The sequence below is a fragment of the Spongiimicrobium sp. 3-5 genome (assembly GCF_046557915.1).
GTDB lineage: Bacteria > Bacteroidota > Bacteroidia > Flavobacteriales > Flavobacteriaceae > JBHEBG01.
Genome location: NZ_JBHEBG010000003.1, coordinates 407,805 through 425,852 on the forward strand (window position 1 = coordinate 407,805; position 18,048 = coordinate 425,852).

The 18,048-nt window shown below is 39.3% G+C and carries 19 protein-coding genes; 9 read left to right on the forward strand and 10 right to left on the reverse strand.

The features are described 5' to 3' along the window. Window positions 1-150: 150 nt before the first annotated feature. The 4 genes from ACEQ81_RS13340 to ACEQ81_RS13355 all read left to right on the forward strand — a co-directional run bounded on the left by ACEQ81_RS13340 (window position 151) and on the right by ACEQ81_RS13355 (window position 4,577). Complete coding sequence (locus tag ACEQ81_RS13340) at window positions 151-1,044, forward strand: PPK2 family polyphosphate kinase (RefSeq protein WP_411031401.1); 894 nt, start codon at window positions 151-153, stop codon at window positions 1,042-1,044. Then, complete coding sequence (locus tag ACEQ81_RS13345) at window positions 1,041-2,435, forward strand: M20/M25/M40 family metallo-hydrolase (protein WP_411031402.1); 1,395 nt, start codon at window positions 1,041-1,043, stop codon at window positions 2,433-2,435. Before ACEQ81_RS13340 ends, ACEQ81_RS13345 begins: the two co-directional genes overlap by 4 nt. 152 nt (window positions 2,436-2,587) lie before the next feature. Next, the gene (locus tag ACEQ81_RS13350) at window positions 2,588-3,508 is read left to right on the forward strand and encodes a M23 family metallopeptidase (protein ID WP_411031403.1); all 921 of its coding nucleotides are present in this window, start codon (window positions 2,588-2,590) and stop codon (window positions 3,506-3,508) included. A gap of 136 nt (window positions 3,509-3,644) precedes the next feature. Then, a complete protein-coding gene (locus ACEQ81_RS13355) occupies window positions 3,645-4,577 on the forward strand; it encodes a peptidylprolyl isomerase (protein WP_411031404.1) in 933 nt (310 codons plus the stop codon). Window positions 4,578-5,219: 642 nt separating this feature from the next. Here the strand turns inward: ACEQ81_RS13355 and ACEQ81_RS13360 are convergent. Both ACEQ81_RS13360 and ACEQ81_RS13365 read right to left on the reverse strand, forming a co-directional pair. Beyond that, complete coding sequence (locus ACEQ81_RS13360; RefSeq protein WP_411031405.1) at window positions 5,220-5,414, reverse strand: cold-shock protein; 195 nt, start codon at window positions 5,412-5,414, stop codon at window positions 5,220-5,222. A 272-nt stretch (window positions 5,415-5,686) separates the two neighbouring features. After that, window positions 5,687-6,325 (reverse strand): peroxiredoxin, encoded by a 639-nt coding sequence (locus tag ACEQ81_RS13365; protein ID WP_411031406.1) that lies wholly within the window; start codon window positions 6,323-6,325, stop codon window positions 5,687-5,689. Between the two features lie 311 nt (window positions 6,326-6,636). Between ACEQ81_RS13365 and ACEQ81_RS13370 the strand changes: the two genes are divergently transcribed. Next, window positions 6,637-7,182: a YfiT family bacillithiol transferase gene (locus tag ACEQ81_RS13370; RefSeq protein WP_411031407.1), complete on the forward strand. Its 546-nt coding sequence runs from the start codon at window positions 6,637-6,639 to the stop codon at window positions 7,180-7,182. A gap of 35 nt (window positions 7,183-7,217) precedes the next feature. Here the strand turns inward: ACEQ81_RS13370 and ACEQ81_RS13375 are convergent, their stop codons facing one another. The 7 genes from ACEQ81_RS13375 to ACEQ81_RS13405 all read right to left on the reverse strand — a co-directional run bounded on the left by ACEQ81_RS13375 (window position 7,218) and on the right by ACEQ81_RS13405 (window position 13,969). Then, on the reverse strand, window positions 7,218-7,745 hold the full coding sequence (locus tag ACEQ81_RS13375; protein WP_411031408.1) for a GNAT family N-acetyltransferase: 528 nt from the start codon (window positions 7,743-7,745) through the stop codon (window positions 7,218-7,220). A 5-nt stretch (window positions 7,746-7,750) separates the two neighbouring features. Further along, window positions 7,751-8,071, reverse strand: a complete 321-nt coding sequence (locus ACEQ81_RS13380; RefSeq protein WP_411031409.1) for a cupin domain-containing protein — start codon at window positions 8,069-8,071, stop codon at window positions 7,751-7,753. Between the two features lie 10 nt (window positions 8,072-8,081). After that, complete coding sequence (locus ACEQ81_RS13385) at window positions 8,082-8,441, reverse strand: nuclear transport factor 2 family protein (protein WP_411031410.1); 360 nt, start codon at window positions 8,439-8,441, stop codon at window positions 8,082-8,084. Window positions 8,442-8,463: 22 nt separating this feature from the next. Continuing rightward, window positions 8,464-9,024, reverse strand: coding sequence for a thioredoxin family protein (locus ACEQ81_RS13390; RefSeq protein ID WP_411031411.1), 561 nt, complete (start codon window positions 9,022-9,024; stop codon window positions 8,464-8,466). A 130-nt stretch (window positions 9,025-9,154) separates the two neighbouring features. Next, entirely contained in the window at window positions 9,155-11,680 is a 2,526-nt protein-coding gene (locus ACEQ81_RS13395) for a M14 family zinc carboxypeptidase (protein ID WP_411031412.1), read from the reverse strand. Window positions 11,681-11,763: 83 nt separating this feature from the next. Further along, window positions 11,764-12,135: a PUR family DNA/RNA-binding protein gene (locus ACEQ81_RS13400; RefSeq protein ID WP_411031413.1), complete on the reverse strand. Its 372-nt coding sequence runs from the start codon at window positions 12,133-12,135 to the stop codon at window positions 11,764-11,766. 79 nt (window positions 12,136-12,214) lie between these two features. After that, window positions 12,215-13,969 carry an ABC transporter ATP-binding protein gene (locus ACEQ81_RS13405; RefSeq protein WP_411031414.1) on the reverse strand — a complete coding sequence of 585 codons (1,755 nt, stop codon included), beginning with the start codon at window positions 13,967-13,969 and terminating at the stop codon, window positions 12,215-12,217. 178 nt (window positions 13,970-14,147) lie between these two features. On the opposite strand from ACEQ81_RS13405, the gene nusB reads away from it, so the two are divergent. The 4 genes from nusB (at window position 14,148) to ACEQ81_RS13425 (ending at window position 17,455) form a co-directional block, all read left to right on the forward strand. After that, a complete protein-coding gene (gene nusB / locus ACEQ81_RS13410; protein WP_411031415.1) occupies window positions 14,148-15,095 on the forward strand; it encodes a transcription antitermination factor NusB in 948 nt (315 codons plus the stop codon). A gap of 131 nt (window positions 15,096-15,226) precedes the next feature. Continuing rightward, window positions 15,227-15,700 (forward strand): DUF1573 domain-containing protein, encoded by a 474-nt coding sequence (locus ACEQ81_RS13415; protein ID WP_411031582.1) that lies wholly within the window; start codon window positions 15,227-15,229, stop codon window positions 15,698-15,700. Window positions 15,701-15,705: 5 nt separating this feature from the next. Further along, entirely contained in the window at window positions 15,706-15,996 is a 291-nt protein-coding gene (gene yajC, locus ACEQ81_RS13420; RefSeq protein WP_411031416.1) for a preprotein translocase subunit YajC, read from the forward strand. A 106-nt stretch (window positions 15,997-16,102) separates the two neighbouring features. Beyond that, window positions 16,103-17,455: a Gfo/Idh/MocA family protein gene (locus tag ACEQ81_RS13425; protein ID WP_411031417.1), complete on the forward strand. Its 1,353-nt coding sequence runs from the start codon at window positions 16,103-16,105 to the stop codon at window positions 17,453-17,455. Here the strand turns inward: ACEQ81_RS13425 and ACEQ81_RS13430 are convergent. After that, complete coding sequence (locus ACEQ81_RS13430; RefSeq protein WP_411031418.1) at window positions 17,452-18,045, reverse strand: YdeI/OmpD-associated family protein; 594 nt, start codon at window positions 18,043-18,045, stop codon at window positions 17,452-17,454. The genes ACEQ81_RS13425 and ACEQ81_RS13430 overlap by 4 nt on opposite strands. Between the last annotated feature and the right edge of the window lie 3 nt (window positions 18,046-18,048).

Here is an 18,048-nt window from a genome sequence, read left to right on the forward strand (position 1 = left end):
ATAGCAAGCGAAGTCTAGCGTCCCACATTTTTTCGATAAAATACCGCTAGAATAAGGGTTTATGAGATAAATTGACCGCTTCCAAGGATTAACGGTCAGTTTTTTTTAACAAAAATGCCATAAAACATCAAAATATTATATATTCAACATATGAACAAAATAGATAGTATAGATATAACTCCTTATAAAGTAACGGGTAAAATCAACCTTGCCAAACGCGATACCCTAGAAGATCTGGGCACTTCCGATAAGGACTTAAAAAAATCCTTGGAGAAGATCCGTGAAAATCTAGGAGAATTTCAAAATACCCTGTATGCACATGGCAAATATGCGGTTTTAATCTGTATACAAGGGATGGATACTTCTGGTAAGGATAGTCTTATCCGGGAAATCTTTAAAGATTTTAATGCCCGTGGTACTGTGGTACATAGCTTTAAGGTACCTACCGAACTGGAACTAAAGCACGATTATATTTGGAGGCACTATATTGCCCTACCGGCCAAGGGTAAATTTGGGGTTTTTAACCGCACTCACTATGAAAATGTATTGGTAACCCGGGTACATCCAGAGTATATTTTATCCGAGAATATTCCGGGCGTACATAGCGTAGATGATATTGATCAAAATTTTTGGAATAAGCGCTTTGAACAAATCAATGATTTTGAACGTCAAATCTCCGAAAATGGAACCATTATTTTTAAATTCTTTCTTCATCTATCCAAAGAAGAACAACGACAAAGACTTTTAAGAAGGCTTCATTTAAGGGAAAAACATTGGAAGTTTTCCCCTGCAGACCTTAAGGAACGGAAGTTGTGGAACAAATACTTACAGTGCTATGAGGAAGCCATCAATAATACATCACCGGCACATGCCCCCTGGTATATAATTCCGGCAGATAACAAAAAGGCCTCACGGGTAATAGTTACCTCCATATTGCTAGAAGAGTTAAAAAAATACAAAGATATTAAGGAACCCGAATTGGATGACAAAATAAAAGCTAATTTAGAGGATTATATAGATCAGCTTGAAAAAGAAAAAGAATGAACAAACTATTTTTACTACTGCTGTTGACAGTGGCCCAGGCCTTTCCTCAAACCCAAGATGAAACACAGATAAAAGCTATTTACGATGCTGCCCTTACACAAGGTAAGGCATATGACTGGCTAAATCATCTTTCCAATCAAATAGGAGGTAGACTTTCCGGCTCCGTACAAGCGGAGCAGGCTATAGATTATACCAAGGCCCAATTAGATTCCCTTGGATTGGATCGTGTTTGGTTACAGCCGGTTATGGTGCCAAAATGGGTACGCGGCAACCCAGAATTTGCGTATATAGAAAGTGCACCCGGTATTACCAACAATGTGCCTATCTGCGCTTTGGGAGGCTCCGTGGCAACACCCATAGGAGGCATTAAGGCCAATGTGGTTGAAGTAAGCAGTATTGAGGAACTTAAGTACTTGGGAAAGGATAAGTTAAGCGGAAAGATAGTCTTCTTCAACAGGCCTATGGATCCTAAATTTATAAGCACCTTCGATGCATATTCGGGATGTGTGGACCAACGGTATTCAGGTGCCATGGAAGCTGCCAAATATAATGCCGCAGCAATAATTGTAAGATCTATGAATCTGCGCTTGGATGATTTCCCCCATACGGGTTCCATGTCTTATGGCGACACGCCCGTGACACGGAGGATACCAGCAGCAGCCATTAGTACAAACGCTGCGGAACTACTGAGTACCACTTTAAAATTAAACCCTGAAATCAAATTCTATTTTAAACAAAATTGTCAACAGTTGCCCGATGTAGAATCTTTTAATGTCATCGGTGAAATAAAGGGTAGTACATATCCAAACGAGTATATGACTGTTGGCGGACATTTGGATTCTTGGGACCTTGGAGATGGCTCTCATGATGACGGTGCAGGTTGTGTACAAAGTATGGAAGTGTTACGATTATTAAAAATTACCGGTTATGTGCCCAAGCGTACCATAAGGGTCGTACTTTTTATGAACGAGGAGAATGGCTTACGTGGAGGCAATAAATATGCAGAAGAAGCACTCGCCAAAAATGAAAATCATGTTTTTGCCTTGGAAAGCGACTCTGGAGGCTTTTCGCCAAGAGGTTTTTCGTTAGACTGCTCAGATGCCAATTTTAAGCGGATACAGGAATGGAAGACCTTGTTTGAACCCTATTTGGTACATCTGTTCACCAAGGGTTATAGCGGTGCTGATATTGGGCCACTTAAAAACCCTGATATCGTATTGGCAGGCCTTGTACCGGATTCTCAGCGTTATTTTGATCATCACCATGCTGAGAACGATACGTTTGAACATGTAAATAAAAGAGAATTACAACTAGGTGCCGCTACCATGGCCGGTTTGGTTTACCTCATAGATAATTACGGTGTAGCTCCAACGAAGAAAATTAAGGGATAACATAAATTTTCCTGAGCTGGTTGCGACGGTTTAATTTCTGGAGTGTTGCTCGCCTCTGAATGCAATTTCGTTTGATAATACCCGTATTTTTCTTTCTAACTGTAACAAAATAGATAGCTACGCTTCTTTATTAAAAGCACAACTCTTTTAATATGGAGCAACTTCTTTTTGTTTTTGTACATATTGGGTTACCCATTCTAATAGGTATCTCTATATTTTGGGATAAACCTAGATCGAAAACCGGACTTTTTGCAGCAGCTTTTTTCTACATTGCCTATTTATGGTTTATATACTTATGGGGACAATGGCCAATAGCGATAAGCTATTATTTTAAATACATTGTTCTTGCAATTTTGTCTTCGGCAGTGGTTATAACAATTATGAACTACAAGTATGCGAGACGTACTTTTCCCAAAGGTGTGTTTAAAAACACAAAAAATACAATTCTTTTTCTGTTGGGTCTTTTTTTCTTGGTGCTTGTCGTGGATCTTTATAAAGGACGAAACTACAAGGGCGTGTCTGTGTCTTTAGAGTTTCCATTAAAGAATGGTAGTTACTACATTGCATCGGGCGGTTCAAATAAGGTCATCAACAATCATTATGGCACTTCCGTAACTTCTCAGCATTACGCGCTGGATATCAACAAGATCGGTGCGGCAGGGAAAATATTTCAGGGAATGGAATCCGATAAAAATGAAGGACATTATATTTTTGCGGAACCTTTGTATAGTCCATGTGCAGGTAAAGTGATAGCGCTTAAAACTTCTGTTGAGGATAACATGGGAAGCTCCATGGATGTTAGTGCAGAGAATGGACAAGGAAATTTCATCGCATTGAATTGTGACAATACCATAGTTACCATGGTTCATTTAAAGAAGAAAAGTATTGTGGTTACCTTGGGAGAACAGGTAAAAAAAGGGCAATTGTTGGGCAAAGTAGGGAACTCCGGATTTTCCCAAGAACCCCATCTTCACATACAGGCCGCCCAATACAACATCGATTCCATATTGGTGGGCGTCCCCATGGCATTTAATGAAAGGTTGTTATATAGAAACGAAATCTTTCGAAATTGATCGGAATTCCGCGGATTTTTAGAGCAATGGCAAAACAGGGAAGTTAATTGGATGCCATAACAAAACACAAACTGCTAAATCCTTGGTACTGACAAACAAACCTTTTACCTTTGCGCCTCATTAAAAAAGATACAGTATGCAAGAAGGAATATATGCAAAGTTCCATACGGCCAAAGGGGAGATTTTGGTTAAACTTACCCACGATAAGACGCCTGGAACGGTAGGCAATTTTGTTGCTTTGGCGGAAGGGAATTTGGAGAATGGAAGTAAATCACCAGGAAAACCTTATTATGATGGACTAAATTTTCATCGTGTAATCCCGGATTTTATGGTGCAGGGAGGGTGTCCCCAAGGCACAGGTACAGGAGATCCTGGCTATAAGTTCGATGATGAGTTTCACCCAGAACTAACACATAATGGCCCTGGAGTACTTTCTATGGCCAATGCAGGCCCAGGTACCAATGGAAGTCAATTTTTTATAACCCATATTGCCACGCCTTGGTTAGATAATAAACATACTGTTTTTGGTCATGTAGAAGCAGGTCAAGAGGTAGTGGATGCCATTGTACAGGGCGATGCCTTGGAAACTTTGGAAATTGTTCGTGTTGGTTCAGATGCTGAAGTTTGGGACGCGGTACAGGCTTTTAGAACTTTTGAAAGTTCTAGGGAAAAAAGAATGGCCAAAGAACGCGAGGAACAGGCAAAGGAATTGGATAAAGTAGCTGCTGGTTTTGAAGAAACGGAAAGTGGACTACGTTTTAAGGTTATTCAAAAAGGGGATGGTGCCAAGGCTGGTAAAGGACAGACCGTATCAGTACATTATGCGGGTTCTTTAATTAATGGACAGGAGTTCGATTCTTCTTATAAACGTAACCAACCTATTGATTTTCAGCTTGGGGTAGGGCAAGTAATCCCAGGTTGGGACGAGGGAATAGGCTTACTTCAGGTAGGGGATAAGGCGCGTTTTGTAATTCCTTCGCATTTGGGCTACGGAAGTGCTGGTGCCGGTGGTGTAATCCCTCCAAATGCTACCCTTATTTTTGATGTGGAATTGATGGATGTAAAGTAAATAGGCCAATTAAATAAACCTATACCTTATTAAAAATTAAAAATCGTCTGCAACTTCCCCCTCGCCCCCTGCTAAGGGAGAGTTGCAATTAGACGATTTTTAAATAATTAAGCGACCCCAATTTATGGGGTCGCTTAATATTATCTAGACCTATTGGTACTGGCCAGCAATAAAAATGCATTGAACGCCAATAGAATAAGTAGTATGCTTAAGAAAGTAGTCATAGTAAGTATATAGTCGTTTCCGTGGGGTAGAAACCGGTTCTTTTACTATGTAACAACTGAAAGATTAAAAACCCTACTTTTTTTAACGTTTGGCATTGGATCCGTTTACACTTACCAATAGTAACAAAACATTAAACACCAATAAAATTGCGAGAATACCTAAAAAAGTAATCATGGTCGTCGTTAATTATTTGGGGGAATTATTATGTTTAACCTTTAGATTATATCTGGGAAAAAGGTTGCGTCAAAATTAAACAAAAAGCTAATATCTTATATATTGACAGCTTTGATTTTATTTTTCACGAAGGTAAGACATTTCTTTCAATGCTTCTTTATGTGCAATTGTTTTTTTGAATTAAAAAAGCCCTGACAATAATGTCAAGGCTCTGTTCTATAAAAAAAATTAAAACGTATCTACCTAGTCAACAACTTTCACATTAACGGCGTTCAATCCTTTTTTTCCTTGTTGTAGTTCAAATTCTACAACGTCACCTTCACGTACTTCGTCAATTAAGCCAGAAATGTGTACAAAGTGATCTTCTTCTGAACCTTCTTCTGTGATAAAACCATAACCTTTGGAATCGTTGAAGAATTTTACTGTTCCTTTACTCATAATACTAAAATTAAAATAATTAAATTAAGCGTCAAAGATACTGTTAAAATATTGGAAACAAGGAGTTTTACGTTTTTTTTATTTTAAGCTCCTATTCTCTTGGTTTTATCTTTGGTGGGCCTTTTAACTTATTTAGGGCATCCAAATCTTATTTTTAACCTTTGCCGCTTGGTTTATTGGATAGCATCATCGATTATAAACTGCCGTTTAGTACAGATAAAACCTCCCAATTTCTTGAGAGGTTTTATTATTTAATTTTAAAGATTGCAGCCTTATGCCGTAGGGTCTGGGGTCATACGTAGATAAGGTTTTATCTCCTCCACACCTTTTGTAAAAATCTCTTTGGCTTCGTTGGTGGGGATGGCCGGACTCACCACTACATCTTGCCCATGTTCCCAATTGGCGGGTGTGGCTACCTTATGGTACGCAGTTAACTGCAAGGAATCCACAACGCGCAATAATTCGTAAAAATTACGACCTGTAGAGGCAGGGTAGGTGAGTATTAATTTCACGGTTTTGTCCGGTGCTACAATATATACAGAGCGTACCGTTAGGTTATTGTCGGCGTTAGGATGTATCATATCGTACAGGTTGGCAACTCTTTTGTCCTCATCGGCAATGATTGGAAAGTTTACCGTGGTATGCTGTGTTTCGTTGATATCCTTAATCCATTCTGCGTGGGAAGCGGCACCGTCCACACTTAAAGCGATCATTTTAACATTGCGCTTTGCAAACTCGTCCTTAAACTTTGCAGCGGTTCCAAGTTCCGTGGTACAAACGGGGGTGAAATCGGCCGGATGCGAGAAAAGGATACCCCATCCATCACCTAAATAATCATAAAAATTGAGTGCTCCCATGGAAGTTTCAGCAGTAAAATCAGGCGCTGCGTCGCCCAAGCGTATTGTAGCCATATCTTTTGTTTTTAATTGAAAAATTGTTGTGTTACAAAATTAATCCATTACCTAGGAATCGCACTTTTTTTAGGTTAAAACTCTATTAAAGTTTATCCGTGCTAACACTTATATGGTAATGACTAACTAGCCAAGTCTCTTTTGTGAACCTAAAGCTACCGGGGGAGTTTGTTAACCAGCAGAAGATACGATTTTTTTTATATTTCCTAAGAGTTATGTAACGCAAGCTGCTATTTTGGTGCATGCCCAAAACCACTTACTTTTATAAACTTTATAAGGACATTAAATCTAAACTTTATTATTTTTAGACCATGGAAGACAAAATTTTAGAACAACTACGTTACCCCATAGGGAAGTTTTCGGGGCCATCGGTAATTTCGGAGGACGATATTGTAAAGTGGACCGACGCCTTAGAGGCCTTGCCTGCTCGATTGGAGAAATTGGTGACAGGTCTTTCCCCTGCCCAGCTAGAAACTCCATTTAGACCTGGTGGTTGGACAGTAAGACAACTAGTCCATCATATCTCTGATAGTCATCATAATAGCTATATTAGGTTTAAATGGGCGCTAACGGAAGATACCCCGGTAATAAAGGCTTATGATGAAAAAGCTTGGTCTTCCTTGTTCGACGCCAATATCGCCCCCATAGGTATGTCTCTAGACCATCTTAAGGCTGTACATGCTAAATTGGTATACCTGCTTAGAGGATTGTCCCCGGAGCAGATGGAACGAGAATTTATACACCCAGAGAACAACGAACGTACCTCGTTAAAAGAAAATATCGGCAGATACGCTTGGCATGGAAACCATCACTTTGCCCACATCGAAAATTTGCTTAAGCGCGAAGGTTGGGTATAGCCGAAATTTGTTTTTGAGGTTTTGTCTGGTACAGCTCACAGTACTTTGGAGAGTACAAACATTTTTCTTTCCTCGTCCTTAACATTCAAAAAATGAAGCTCCTTAGCCCCTATTTTTTTAAATCCTATTTTTTGATAGACTTTTAGGGCAGGGCTAGTGGCCATTACATCTAGCCAAAGTGCTTTTTTACCTAATTCCCTGGCGTAATCAAAAACAAAGTCAAAAGCGATCTTACCAATCCCTTGTCCGGAATACGCTTTAAGCAGATATATTTTTTCTAGAAGCAAAGCTTCACCAGAAGAATAGCTGCCTGCGGCACTGTTTTTTATAATCTTAAGTATACCCACGGGCAGATTTGCCTTTTGAATAATAAAATGATCAATATTATCGTCCATATTTTCTTTATGGAGCACTTCCGTGGTAAAACTACTTTCAATATAAGGAGAAGGATCTTGTCTTTTCCAAAGATGTAGGTAATGCTCCCTATATGACCTAGAGCCCACATCAATATACGTGCAAAAGGTTTTTTTTGTTAAAGGTGCAATGGTAATCAAATGTTTCATATTTATTACCGTTTTTCACCACCTTCCGGGCCATAAAAAATGACCCAAGTGGCAAAGTCATCGGTGAAGTTTTCAAACCGATGTTCAACCCCGGCGGGCACAAAGAGAAAATCTCCAGGAGCAAAGGTACAGCGCACACCTCCATTTATAAACTCACCAGTACCAGATACCACAATATAAACCTCATCGCGTGTATGCGGTTGCTGCAGGTCTACCTTAGCGGGTTGGTACATTTCAACCAACAAGGTGCCATGTTCAAAAAGGGTCTTAAAGGGCGATGCAATCTTCGCTAGCCGTAAAAGAGCATCTTTTTTACTTACCTTCATGTTAAGAGTTTTAATTGGTTGGTATCGGTAGATTGTGTAATCTTAAAAAAGAAAGCTTATCCCAATAACCTCTCTGAAATGCTATTTTCCCTTTTGTTACATGGAAGAATCCGCATCCTCTTAATCCTGATGGATCTTTCCATTCCAGTATGGCCCATTCCTTATCTTCAAAGATGTGCTCAACAATGCATGTCATCTCTGCCTGTTCAAACTCTTTTTTAAACATTTCATGTATGGCCTCTTTGCCCTCAACAGGTGTTGTATTTACCTGATGGTTTATGGCATCTTCGTGATAAAGCTCGGCCAACCCTTGGAAGTCGGCTTTATTGAATAGTGAAACCCAGATCTTAATTAACTCTTTTGGTTGCATACCCTCTAAATATAACTAGTTTTTAAAGCTGCGCCCATTTAATATTACAACCAATACTTGGTTTCTGCACCTCATTTATGGGTTGTCCATCCAATAGGGCATTCATTGCATTGCGTAAGTCTTTCCCAGTAACTGGTATTCCATTACCCGGTCTGGAGTCATCTAGTTGGCCTCTATAAACCAAGCTTAAATTGGCGTCGAACAAATAAATATCCGGCGTGCAAGCGGCGTCATAAGCCTTGGCCGTTTCTTGGGTCTCATCATATAAATACGGAAAGGAATATCCCTCCCTTTCTGCAACTACCTTCATTAATTTGGGAGAGTCCTGGGGATAATTTTGAACGTCATTACTAGAAATAGCAATAAAGCCAATGCCTTTCTTCTGGTATTCCTTACCCAATTTTACAATTTCACTGTTTACGTGGATAACAAATGGGCAATGGTTGCAAATAAATAGGATCACGGTGCCTTTGTCTCCTCTTTTTGACTGTAGATTCATTATTTCACCAGAAATTGTATCCAAAAGACTAAAATCTGGAGCTAAAGTGCCCAAGGGCATCATATTACTTGGAGTCATTGCCATTTAAACGCGTTTTATCCCATAAAGTTAGAAAATGTAATGGTGATTAGAAAAATATAAACCTTAAGGGTTTATTAAAAGAAATGGAAAAAACGTTTTACTTCAGAACCTTTCAATGTCAATTTAAAAAGGGTTACATCATTTTGCCAAAAAAAATAGCATTCATCAGCAGTTTGTTGGTGCCGTACCAAAAAGCCCTAAAATTAGTGTTGTCGGTAAAAATTACAACCTTGCCCTTGCCCGATTTTTTTACCTGAAATGGCACGCTGTTTTTAATGAGTTCTAAATTCTCTTCGGATATATAACCGCTCAATAGTGGATTGTTGGTGTATTGAATAGGGTTTTCAAAACTATTTTTCGATGGTTTAATATAAGTGTTGGTATTTCTGAACAAAGCTAGGGTGTTGTCTTTATAACCGTAGTTGATAGGGTGAGAACGGTCTATTTTTGTTTGGAAGATTGCTCCTCCGGTAACCTGCGCCCCTTTAAAATCTTGTTTCTGACCGAAAGAAATGTTTTTGGCGACCAAAGTATCCTTTTTAAACTCTAGTTTCATTATTTCTTCCTTGTTAAACCATTCGGCTACAGTTCTATACCCAATTAAGGTGCCACCGTTTTTTATCCATTGCTTTAGTTTGTCCGTGTTTTTTTTGTTTAAGTCAGTGGTGCCAAAAGAACTGGGAAGTATTATATCGGAATACGACGCCAAATCTACCTCATTCAAATAGCTAACATCTATTTTCGTGATTTTCATATCGTATCTTGTATCGAAAAGGTGCCATATTTCACCGGCGTCATAAGAACGTATACCCTTTCCAACAAGTATAGCGACCTTTTGTTTTTCCACAGGATCAAAATCATTGCTACCCAGATCAATACCCGAGGTAAGCCCAGTCCCAACGGCGGTAATTTGTATTTTGCTGCCATGTGCTACCTGGTTAAGAAATCCATATAGTTTTTCAGGGTCTAATTTTTGGTTTTGAACAGGAATCATAATGGTGCCGTAATCGTACTTCTTTCCCTCCAGGGTAAAGGGCTCCTTGGCTACTTTGGCACGCAACCCCTTGTTAACAATCTTATTAAGGGCTTTTGGGGTATAATACTCATGCCACTCAAAAAGGTAGGCATAATTGCTCTGGCGGTCTACTTTTCCAGAAAGTTCCTTAAATTGAGTTACCTCCTCACCGGCATTGGAAAGGGAGCCTACTTCGGAGTAGTCCATATTAAAGGCTAAGGGAAAGGCCCATGCGGAAATATCATAGAACAAACTATCTGTAAATGTGGTTCTTTTTTCGAACATGGCCTTTATCAATCTATGATTCTTCTGATTGGTGGGCACCACATAGCTACCTCCTTTTACGTATTCTTTTCCTTGGATGATGACGTCATTGGCCAGTTCGTGAAACTTAATTTTATGACGATTCAAAATTTCGGCCAGATGCCACGTTTTGGCTGCGTCTTTCTTATCCCCAAAAACGATGGCCTTGGTTTTGCTTTTGGCGGCCTCGTTGCGCATTTGCGCAAAAAAGTTGTGTTGGTACTCCAATATTTTAGTGCGCATTTGCTTGGCGGCCTCCACAGTAGAGAGTGCCGTTGTAAACTGATTGCGAATGGTAAAGGGAAAAGTTAAGATACCGTTTTCACTCTCTTGGATATGTCCGCGAGAACTCCCCTGTTCGAACAATATGCCAATACCTCCATTAACGTCCGGAAAGGTAGAACCTTTGCCATAGTAATAGTCATCATAATTTTCTTCGGAATAGTACAAAGAGCCAATTTTGTCTAGAGCCGCTGCATGGTATGTAGCAATTTCCTTGGTAAGTTCCTGATTGAGCTTGGGAGTTAACGGATGTACCCGTGTAGGTTCTCCAGGCTGAAAAAAGAAGGAAGAGTTTGTACCCATCTCATGATGGTCCGTTAAGATGTTGGGAAGCCATTTATGAAACGAAGCAATACGTGCCCTACTTTCTGGCAATTGTACGGGTAACCAATCTCTATTCATATCAAACCAATAGTGGTTGGTGCGCCCTCCTGGCCATACTTCGTGATATTCCCTTTCATTTTTATCCGGATTCAAATGAATACTTCTATTGGTATTGGCCCAATAGGCAAAACGCTGTAGTCCATCTGGGTTAAAAGAAGGATCTATCAGAATTATCAGATTATCCAATAACTCTTCAATTTCTGGACCCTCTGCAGCTGCCAAGTAGTAAGCATAGGCCAATGCGGCATTTGCTCCACTGGGTTCGTTACCATGGATGGAAAACCCCTGATAAACCACTAATGGCATAGTGTCTACAGATAAAGAACTACCTGTATTTTCCGTAAGGGCTATATGGCTTTGTCTAAGTTCTTCCAAATTGGCATGATTCTTTGGAGCCGTAACGGTAAGTAGTAATATAGGTCTACCTTCAAAGGTAGCGCCTCTATTTTCTATGATTATCCTATTACTAACCTTGGCCAACGTATGCATATAGAACATCAGCTTATCATGGGTTACATGCCATTCACCAACTTCATGCCCTATTACATCAACTGGTTTCGGAATGTTTTCGTTATACGTAACACCTTCGGGAAGATAATAGCTCAAATCTAAAGTTTCTTGGCCATTGGCCAGATAGGACAAGATTGTAAATGCAAGGAATAGGATATTTCTCATTGTATTGAATTAGTCTAGGGATAAAAATAAAAAACGACCTTTAATTCTAAAGGCCGTTGTAACAATTTTATTTAAAAAAAATTCTAAATGTCGTCAAAATCAACATCGGTAAAACTTTCTGTAGATTTTATCTCACCATTTTCGCTTGGCTCTTCCTTTTTAAAATCTTTTTGGTGTCTTTCGGATATTACTTCCATACCTTTCTCATCGATGATGTAATCCATCATTTCTTCCATAATCTCTTTAAAGGAAACAAAATCCTCTTTGTATAGGTAAATCTTGTGTTTTTTGTAATGGAACGAACCATCATCATGGGTAAATTTTTTGCTTTCCGTAATGGTTAGATAATAATCACCGGCTTTGGTGCTTCTTACATCAAAAAAATAGGTTCTTCTCCCTGCTCGTAAAACTTTGGAGTAAATTTCTTCCTGGTCCCTCGAATCTTTTTCGCTCATGTTGTATAGTGTGTAGTTAGTTTGTTCCTAGTTAATTCCATCAAAAATGTAAAAAAAAAGCGTATCCGGCAACATTTTTCTAGTTTTCTTTCTCAGACAGCTGGTTGATATATAGCTCTTTGTAATAGCCATCAACATTAATTAAATCGTCATGAGAGCCTTCCTGAAGCAAAGTTCCATCCTTCAAAACCAGAATTCTATCGGCGTTTTTTGCCGAGGATACCCGATGGCTGACGATGAGCGTGGTTTTGTTATGCGAAGCGTTTTTAAGGTTGTTCAATATTTCCTCTTCAGTTTCCGTATCTACCGCAGATAGGCAATCATCGAACAAATATATTTGTGGTTCCTTTAGCAGTGCCCTTGCTATGGAAACCCTTTGCTTTTGACCTCCGCTAAGTGTAATGCCCCTTTCTCCCAAAACGGTATCATAGGATTTACTGAACTCTACAATATTGTTGTGTACAGCAGCCTGTTCTGCGGTTGCAAAAATTTCTTCATCGGTGGCATCGGCCTTGCCAAATTTAATATTGTTTTTAATGGTGTCCGAAAACAAGAAAGCATCTTGCGGAACGGCCCCGATACTTTTTCGAAGATCTAAAAGGTTGAGCTTTTTTATGGGAACGTCGTCAATCAGAATAGATCCCGAGTTTATATCATAAAGGCGTGCTATGAGGTCTAGGATTGTGGATTTGCCTGCCCCCGTTTTTCCCAGTATAGCTACCGTTTCCCCTTTCTCTATGGCAAAAGATATGTCGTTTAATGCCGTAATATTGGTGTCTTCGTAGGTAAAAGTTACATTATTGAAGACTATTTTTCCATGGATGGGGGTAGGTTCCTCTGTTTCGTTCTTAATTTCTGGCTGTTCCAACAAAAACTCATTGATCCTTTTTTGTGAAGCTTCGGCCCGTTGAACAATGGAGGTTAACCACCCTACAATAGCTACCGGCCATGTTAACATGTTAACGTATAGTATAAACTCGGCAATAATACCCACGGAGGCTATTTCCCCATCAATATATTGTTTTCCGCCTACATAGATTACAAAGATATTGCTTACCCCTATCAAGAGAATCATGAGTGGAAAGAACCAAGCGTTTACCTTGGCAAGATCCATACTTTTGTCCTTCCCTTCATTCGCCAGAGCTCGTAATTCGGTATTTATCTTTGGTTCTAGATTATAGGCCTTTATTACCGATACTCCCGAGAATGACTCTTGGGTAAAAGTGGATAGGGTAGATAAATATTCTTGCACCTTGGTGCTACGTTTATGGATAATTTTGCTAATCTGGTATATTAAAATAGAAAGTACCGGTAGGGGTAAAAGGGCATAAAAAGCTATGGTGGGTGCTTTTATGAACATTAACGGAATAAGACATGCAAAGAGGGTAAGGGTCTGTATACCGTACATAATGGCTGGGCCGGCATACATACGGACCTGATTTATATCTTCACTTATCCTATTCATTAAGTCTCCCGTCCTATTACGTTTATAAAAATTAAGGCTCAGAAATTGATAGTGGTCAAATACTTCATTCTTTAGGTCGTATTCTATGTAACGCGAGACGTTGATTATTGTTTGTCTCATCAAAAAAGTAAAGAACCCAGAGATTAACGCAGCGCCAACAATAATCAGAATAAACTCCAACAGCATTTCCTTGGCCATGGCCTCAGGGATTTTATCCGCCGCATAGTTTTCTACCACCTCAATCGATTTTTTCACATATGAGGGCATAACCAGCTGAAAAACGCGGGCTATGATGGTGATAATGACCCCAATAAGTAATTTAAACCAATATTTTTTGAAGTACTTGTTTAGATGTTTCAGTTCCCTCATTCGGTCGGATGCTTGTGCTTTTAAACTTTGCGGACAATTTCGCAAAGATATAGGTTTGGGTCCAAACCAAATGTTATAAAACTTATAAGATAAAACTGTCTTGCGGATGAAAGATTGAAAATAGATTACTATTTTTGCGCCTTTAAGTTTAATATAACTAAACTAAAGTTCTTTAAAAATGCTTACAAGAAGGCATATTCGGGTAAAGGTGATGCAATGTATTTATGCACTGACCCAATCGCATGATGACGCTTTGGAAAAACAGGAGAAATTTTTAAAAGTAAGCATCGAGAACATGTATACCCTGTATCTGTTAATGCTTAGCCTATTTAGAGAGTTACATCTAAAGGCCGAAAACCATATAAAGCTCTCTACCAATAAATATATGGCTACGGCTGCCGACAATTATCCCGATGCAGAAAAATTTGTAAATAACCGAGTTCTACTGCAGATATCATCCAATACATTACTTTCCAATCAACTGGCAAAAAGAAAACTTAAGAACTGGTATCTTAATGAAGAGTATGTTAAAATCCTCTACAAGGACATGTTAGATAGCCCTATTTATGACAGTTATATGACGAAACCGGGCAGTTCTTATGAAGAGGATAGAAACTTGGTAATAGACCTTTTTAGAGAAATAATTGCGCCTAACGAAAAATTATACGATTATTTTGAAGATGATAAATTAACATGGATAGACGATATTCCTATCGTTAACACCTATATCTTAAAACAACTTAGAAAAGTAACGGAAAAGGAAAGGGAATCATTTTTTGTCCCAAACCTGCTTAAAGATGAGGAGGACTTGGATTTTGCCAAAAAATTACTGGTAAAAACCCTGTTGAACAACGCCGAGTGGGAAAAAGAAATAGAGGGTAAGACTCCCAATTGGGATAAAGACCGCATTGCCGATATGGACGCCATACTTCTTAAAATGGCAATCTGCGAGTTATTAAACTTTTCCTCAATTCCCGAGAAGGTAACAATTAACGAGTATTTAGAGATTGCAAAAGAGTATTCTACCCCAAAAAGCAGCATTTTTATAAACGGAATTTTAGACAAACTGGTGAAGGAGTACAAAAGTGAAGGAAAACTTAAAAAAGTGGGGAGGGGATTATTATAAACAAATATTCCTTAATTTTACCTGCAATAATGATTTGACGGTTGTAACAAACCATTTCAAATGGCTATTAGATCAACGAAAAAATCGTTCTACTTAGCCACCAATATTGTAAAACAAATAAAACTTTAATGATGAAAAAAGTATTTTTAACCTTAAGTCTAGTTTCTTTAATGGCGTTTGTTTCTTGCAAGGAAAATGCTTCGAGCAAGGTAAATGCATCCAATGTTGAAGTGGCTGCCGAAAGGGACCAAGCCGCAAAAAGCCTTCCTGTAATGAGTTTTGAAAAATCTGAACACGATTTTGGAACCATTGATGCCGGCGATGCCCAAGAAACAATTTTTAAGTTTACCAATACAGGGGATGCCCCGTTGATTATTACAGATGCCAAAAGTAGCTGTGGATGTACTGTACCGGAGTATCCTAAGAACTCACCAGTAGCTCCGGGAGAATCAGGAGAATTAAAAGTAAGATTCAATGGTTCCGGTCAAAATCAGGTGACCAAGACCATTACTGTTACTGCAAACACGGAAAAAGGTTCCGAACTTTTGCGAATAAAAGCTTTTGTAACCCCAAAGAACGCGCAAGCAGCGGGACCCGTAAAATAATTTAAATGCAAGATTTAGGATCGTTCCTTCCATTACTTTTGATATTTGTAGTGGCGTATATGTTTATGATTCGCCCCCAGATGAAACGTCAAAAGGACGAGAAAAAATTCTCTCAGGAACTAAAAAAAGGTGACAGGATTGTAACCAAAAGCGGTATGTACGGAAAAGTGGTTGATCTCAACGACAAAGATTTTTCGTGCATTGTGGAAACCATGGCCGGTAAAATAAAGTTCGATAGATCGGCCATATCCATGGAGCTTAGTAAAAAGATCAATGCACCTGAGAAGAAGAAGTAGGTGATAAATAAATATCCCTCATAAAGCATCGACCCACGTCGATGCTTTTTTTATGGCTTGTTTTCTAGGGAATCAGTATATTTAAGTTCATCTTAACTATCGCCAAATGAAGACCACTAGAAGAAACTTTGTAAAACGCGGTACCACCTTGGTCATGGGTACAGGAGCCTCATTTTTGTTCCCAATGGAACTGCTTGCCACCTTTCGTAAGACGGTAAGCCCCAATGATCGTATCCAAGTTGGACTGGTAGGTTGCAAAGGAATGGGCTTTGCCAATCTAAGTTCCATGCTTAAAATCAGTGAGGTTGAGGTTGTTGCCCTATGTGATGTGGATAGAAATATACTGGAACAACGCACGGCAGACCTTGAAAAAGCAGGATTTAAAAAACCTAAATGGTATTCGGATTATAGAAAGTTGTTGGAGGATTCCGATGTTGATATAGTTATTATTGGCACTCCGGATCATTGGCATTGCTTACAATTAACCGATGCACTGCGGGCAGGCAAAGATGTATACTGCGAAAAACCGATAGCAAATTCAATTCAGGAATCCAATATTATGTTGAAGACGGTCACCAATAGTGATCGTGTTGTGCAAATTGGACAGTGGCAAAGAAGTCAGCCTCATTTTGTAGATGCCATAAACTATGTGCATTCTGGTAAATTGGGGCAAATACGTTTGGCTAAAGCTTGGGCCTACCAGGGTTGGATGTCGTCTATCCCCGTACTCCCCAACGGCCCGGTACCACAGGGAGTGGATTATGATATGTGGTTGGGCCCGGCACCTAAAAGACCTTTTAACCCCCATCGCTTTCATTTTAACTTTAGATGGTTTTGGGATTATGCGGGTGGACTAATGACGGACTGGGGTGTACATCTAATAGATTATGCATTATATGGAATGCAGGCTTCAACACCTAAATCAGTGATGGCCATAGGTGGTAAATTTGCCTACCCAGATGATGCCCAGGAAGCGCCGGACACTTTACAGACCGTTTACGAATTTGATGGTTTTTCAATACTTTGGGAGCATGCAACGGGTATAGACGGTGGTAACTACGGTAGGGATCACGGTATTGCTTTTATTGGAAATAATGGTACATTGGTATTAGATCGTAGTGGTTGGCAAGTAATTTCCGAGGTAGCGCATGATGGCTTTAGAAAAATCCCCGAAAATAAGTTGATCGAAGAACTGCCACTTCAAGAAAATGAAGGAAATGGACTGGATCTACACACCCAAAATTTTATAGATGTGGTAAAAAGTAGAGATACAAGCGCCCTAAAAGCACCGATAAAGGTGGGTTATGATGCGGCTTTTGTATGCCATATGGGGAATGTAGCTTATAAAACAGGAAATCGTATCTATTGGGATGCCACCGCTGGTAAATTTACAGATAGCAAAGCCAATGAGTTTATAAATACCAGCTATAAGAATGGTTGGAAACTCCCAAAAATCTAATTTCTATAGGCATCATGGAGTCCAATACCTTTCTCAATAAAGGGAAGTATCTTTTGGAGCCGGGAGGTTTTGGTCTTTTCTTGTTTTGCCATTGTAATATACTCACAATATTCACGCTGTTTGTAAGGCGATAATGTGCCAAAGGCTTTTTCCAGTCCCTGCTTTTGTTGTAATGCGTTCCGAAGCAAGGGAGGAATGTCCATGGCTTTTTTTCGCTGGGGTTTTAGCTCAATACCTTTTTTCTGGTTAGCAATGGCCTCTGCAATGTATACAGGGATGTTTTTATGGTCTATTTCATTCATGGCCCTAAACTTCCAATGACGCATAGCCTTGGTCTTACCTTTCTGGGCATTTTCCAAAACCTTTTCTGAATCTTTTAGAAAGACCCCATTATAGAACCAAAGTGCAAAATGGTGTTTAAAAGCCAAAATACCGAGAACGTTTTTACCTTCCAAGGTGTAAACAGGTACACCCCATTTGTATTCCTCTTTTAGGGCAGTTTTAAGGACCAATTCCCTTAACACGGAAATTTCTTCCTTAAAAGGTCGGTTTAAGGCAAAATAGGCTTCTATTTTATCGATATTATCCATACT

Bases quoted from the DNA above. Each gene is read 5' to 3' on its own strand.
- ACEQ81_RS13340 (WP_411031401.1), top strand. From the start codon at position 151: ATGAACAAAATAGATAGTATAGATATAACTCCTTATAAAGTAACGGGT.
- ACEQ81_RS13345 (WP_411031402.1), top strand. From the start codon at position 1,041: ATGAACAAACTATTTTTACTACTGCTGTTGACAGTGGCCCAGGCCTTT.
- ACEQ81_RS13350 (WP_411031403.1), top strand. From the start codon at position 2,588: ATGGAGCAACTTCTTTTTGTTTTTGTACATATTGGGTTACCCATTCTA.
- ACEQ81_RS13355 (WP_411031404.1), top strand. From the start codon at position 3,645: ATGCAAGAAGGAATATATGCAAAGTTCCATACGGCCAAAGGGGAGATT.
- ACEQ81_RS13360 (WP_411031405.1), bottom strand. From the start codon at position 5,414: ATGAGTAAAGGAACAGTAAAATTCTTCAACGATTCCAAAGGTTATGGT.
- ACEQ81_RS13365 (WP_411031406.1), bottom strand. From the start codon at position 6,325: ATGGCTACAATACGCTTGGGCGACGCAGCGCCTGATTTTACTGCTGAA.
- ACEQ81_RS13370 (WP_411031407.1), top strand. From the start codon at position 6,637: ATGGAAGACAAAATTTTAGAACAACTACGTTACCCCATAGGGAAGTTT.
- ACEQ81_RS13375 (WP_411031408.1), bottom strand. From the start codon at position 7,745: ATGAAACATTTGATTACCATTGCACCTTTAACAAAAAAAACCTTTTGC.
- ACEQ81_RS13380 (WP_411031409.1), bottom strand. From the start codon at position 8,071: ATGAAGGTAAGTAAAAAAGATGCTCTTTTACGGCTAGCGAAGATTGCA.
- ACEQ81_RS13385 (WP_411031410.1), bottom strand. From the start codon at position 8,441: ATGCAACCAAAAGAGTTAATTAAGATCTGGGTTTCACTATTCAATAAA.
- ACEQ81_RS13390 (WP_411031411.1), bottom strand. From the start codon at position 9,024: ATGGCAATGACTCCAAGTAATATGATGCCCTTGGGCACTTTAGCTCCA.
- ACEQ81_RS13395 (WP_411031412.1), bottom strand. From the start codon at position 11,680: ATGAGAAATATCCTATTCCTTGCATTTACAATCTTGTCCTATCTGGCC.
- ACEQ81_RS13400 (WP_411031413.1), bottom strand. From the start codon at position 12,135: ATGAGCGAAAAAGATTCGAGGGACCAGGAAGAAATTTACTCCAAAGTT.
- ACEQ81_RS13405 (WP_411031414.1), bottom strand. From the start codon at position 13,969: ATGAGGGAACTGAAACATCTAAACAAGTACTTCAAAAAATATTGGTTT.
- nusB (WP_411031415.1), top strand. From the start codon at position 14,148: ATGCTTACAAGAAGGCATATTCGGGTAAAGGTGATGCAATGTATTTAT.
- ACEQ81_RS13415 (WP_411031582.1), top strand. From the start codon at position 15,227: ATGAAAAAAGTATTTTTAACCTTAAGTCTAGTTTCTTTAATGGCGTTT.
- yajC (WP_411031416.1), top strand. From the start codon at position 15,706: ATGCAAGATTTAGGATCGTTCCTTCCATTACTTTTGATATTTGTAGTG.
- ACEQ81_RS13425 (WP_411031417.1), top strand. From the start codon at position 16,103: ATGAAGACCACTAGAAGAAACTTTGTAAAACGCGGTACCACCTTGGTC.
- ACEQ81_RS13430 (WP_411031418.1), bottom strand. From the start codon at position 18,045: ATGGATAATATCGATAAAATAGAAGCCTATTTTGCCTTAAACCGACCT.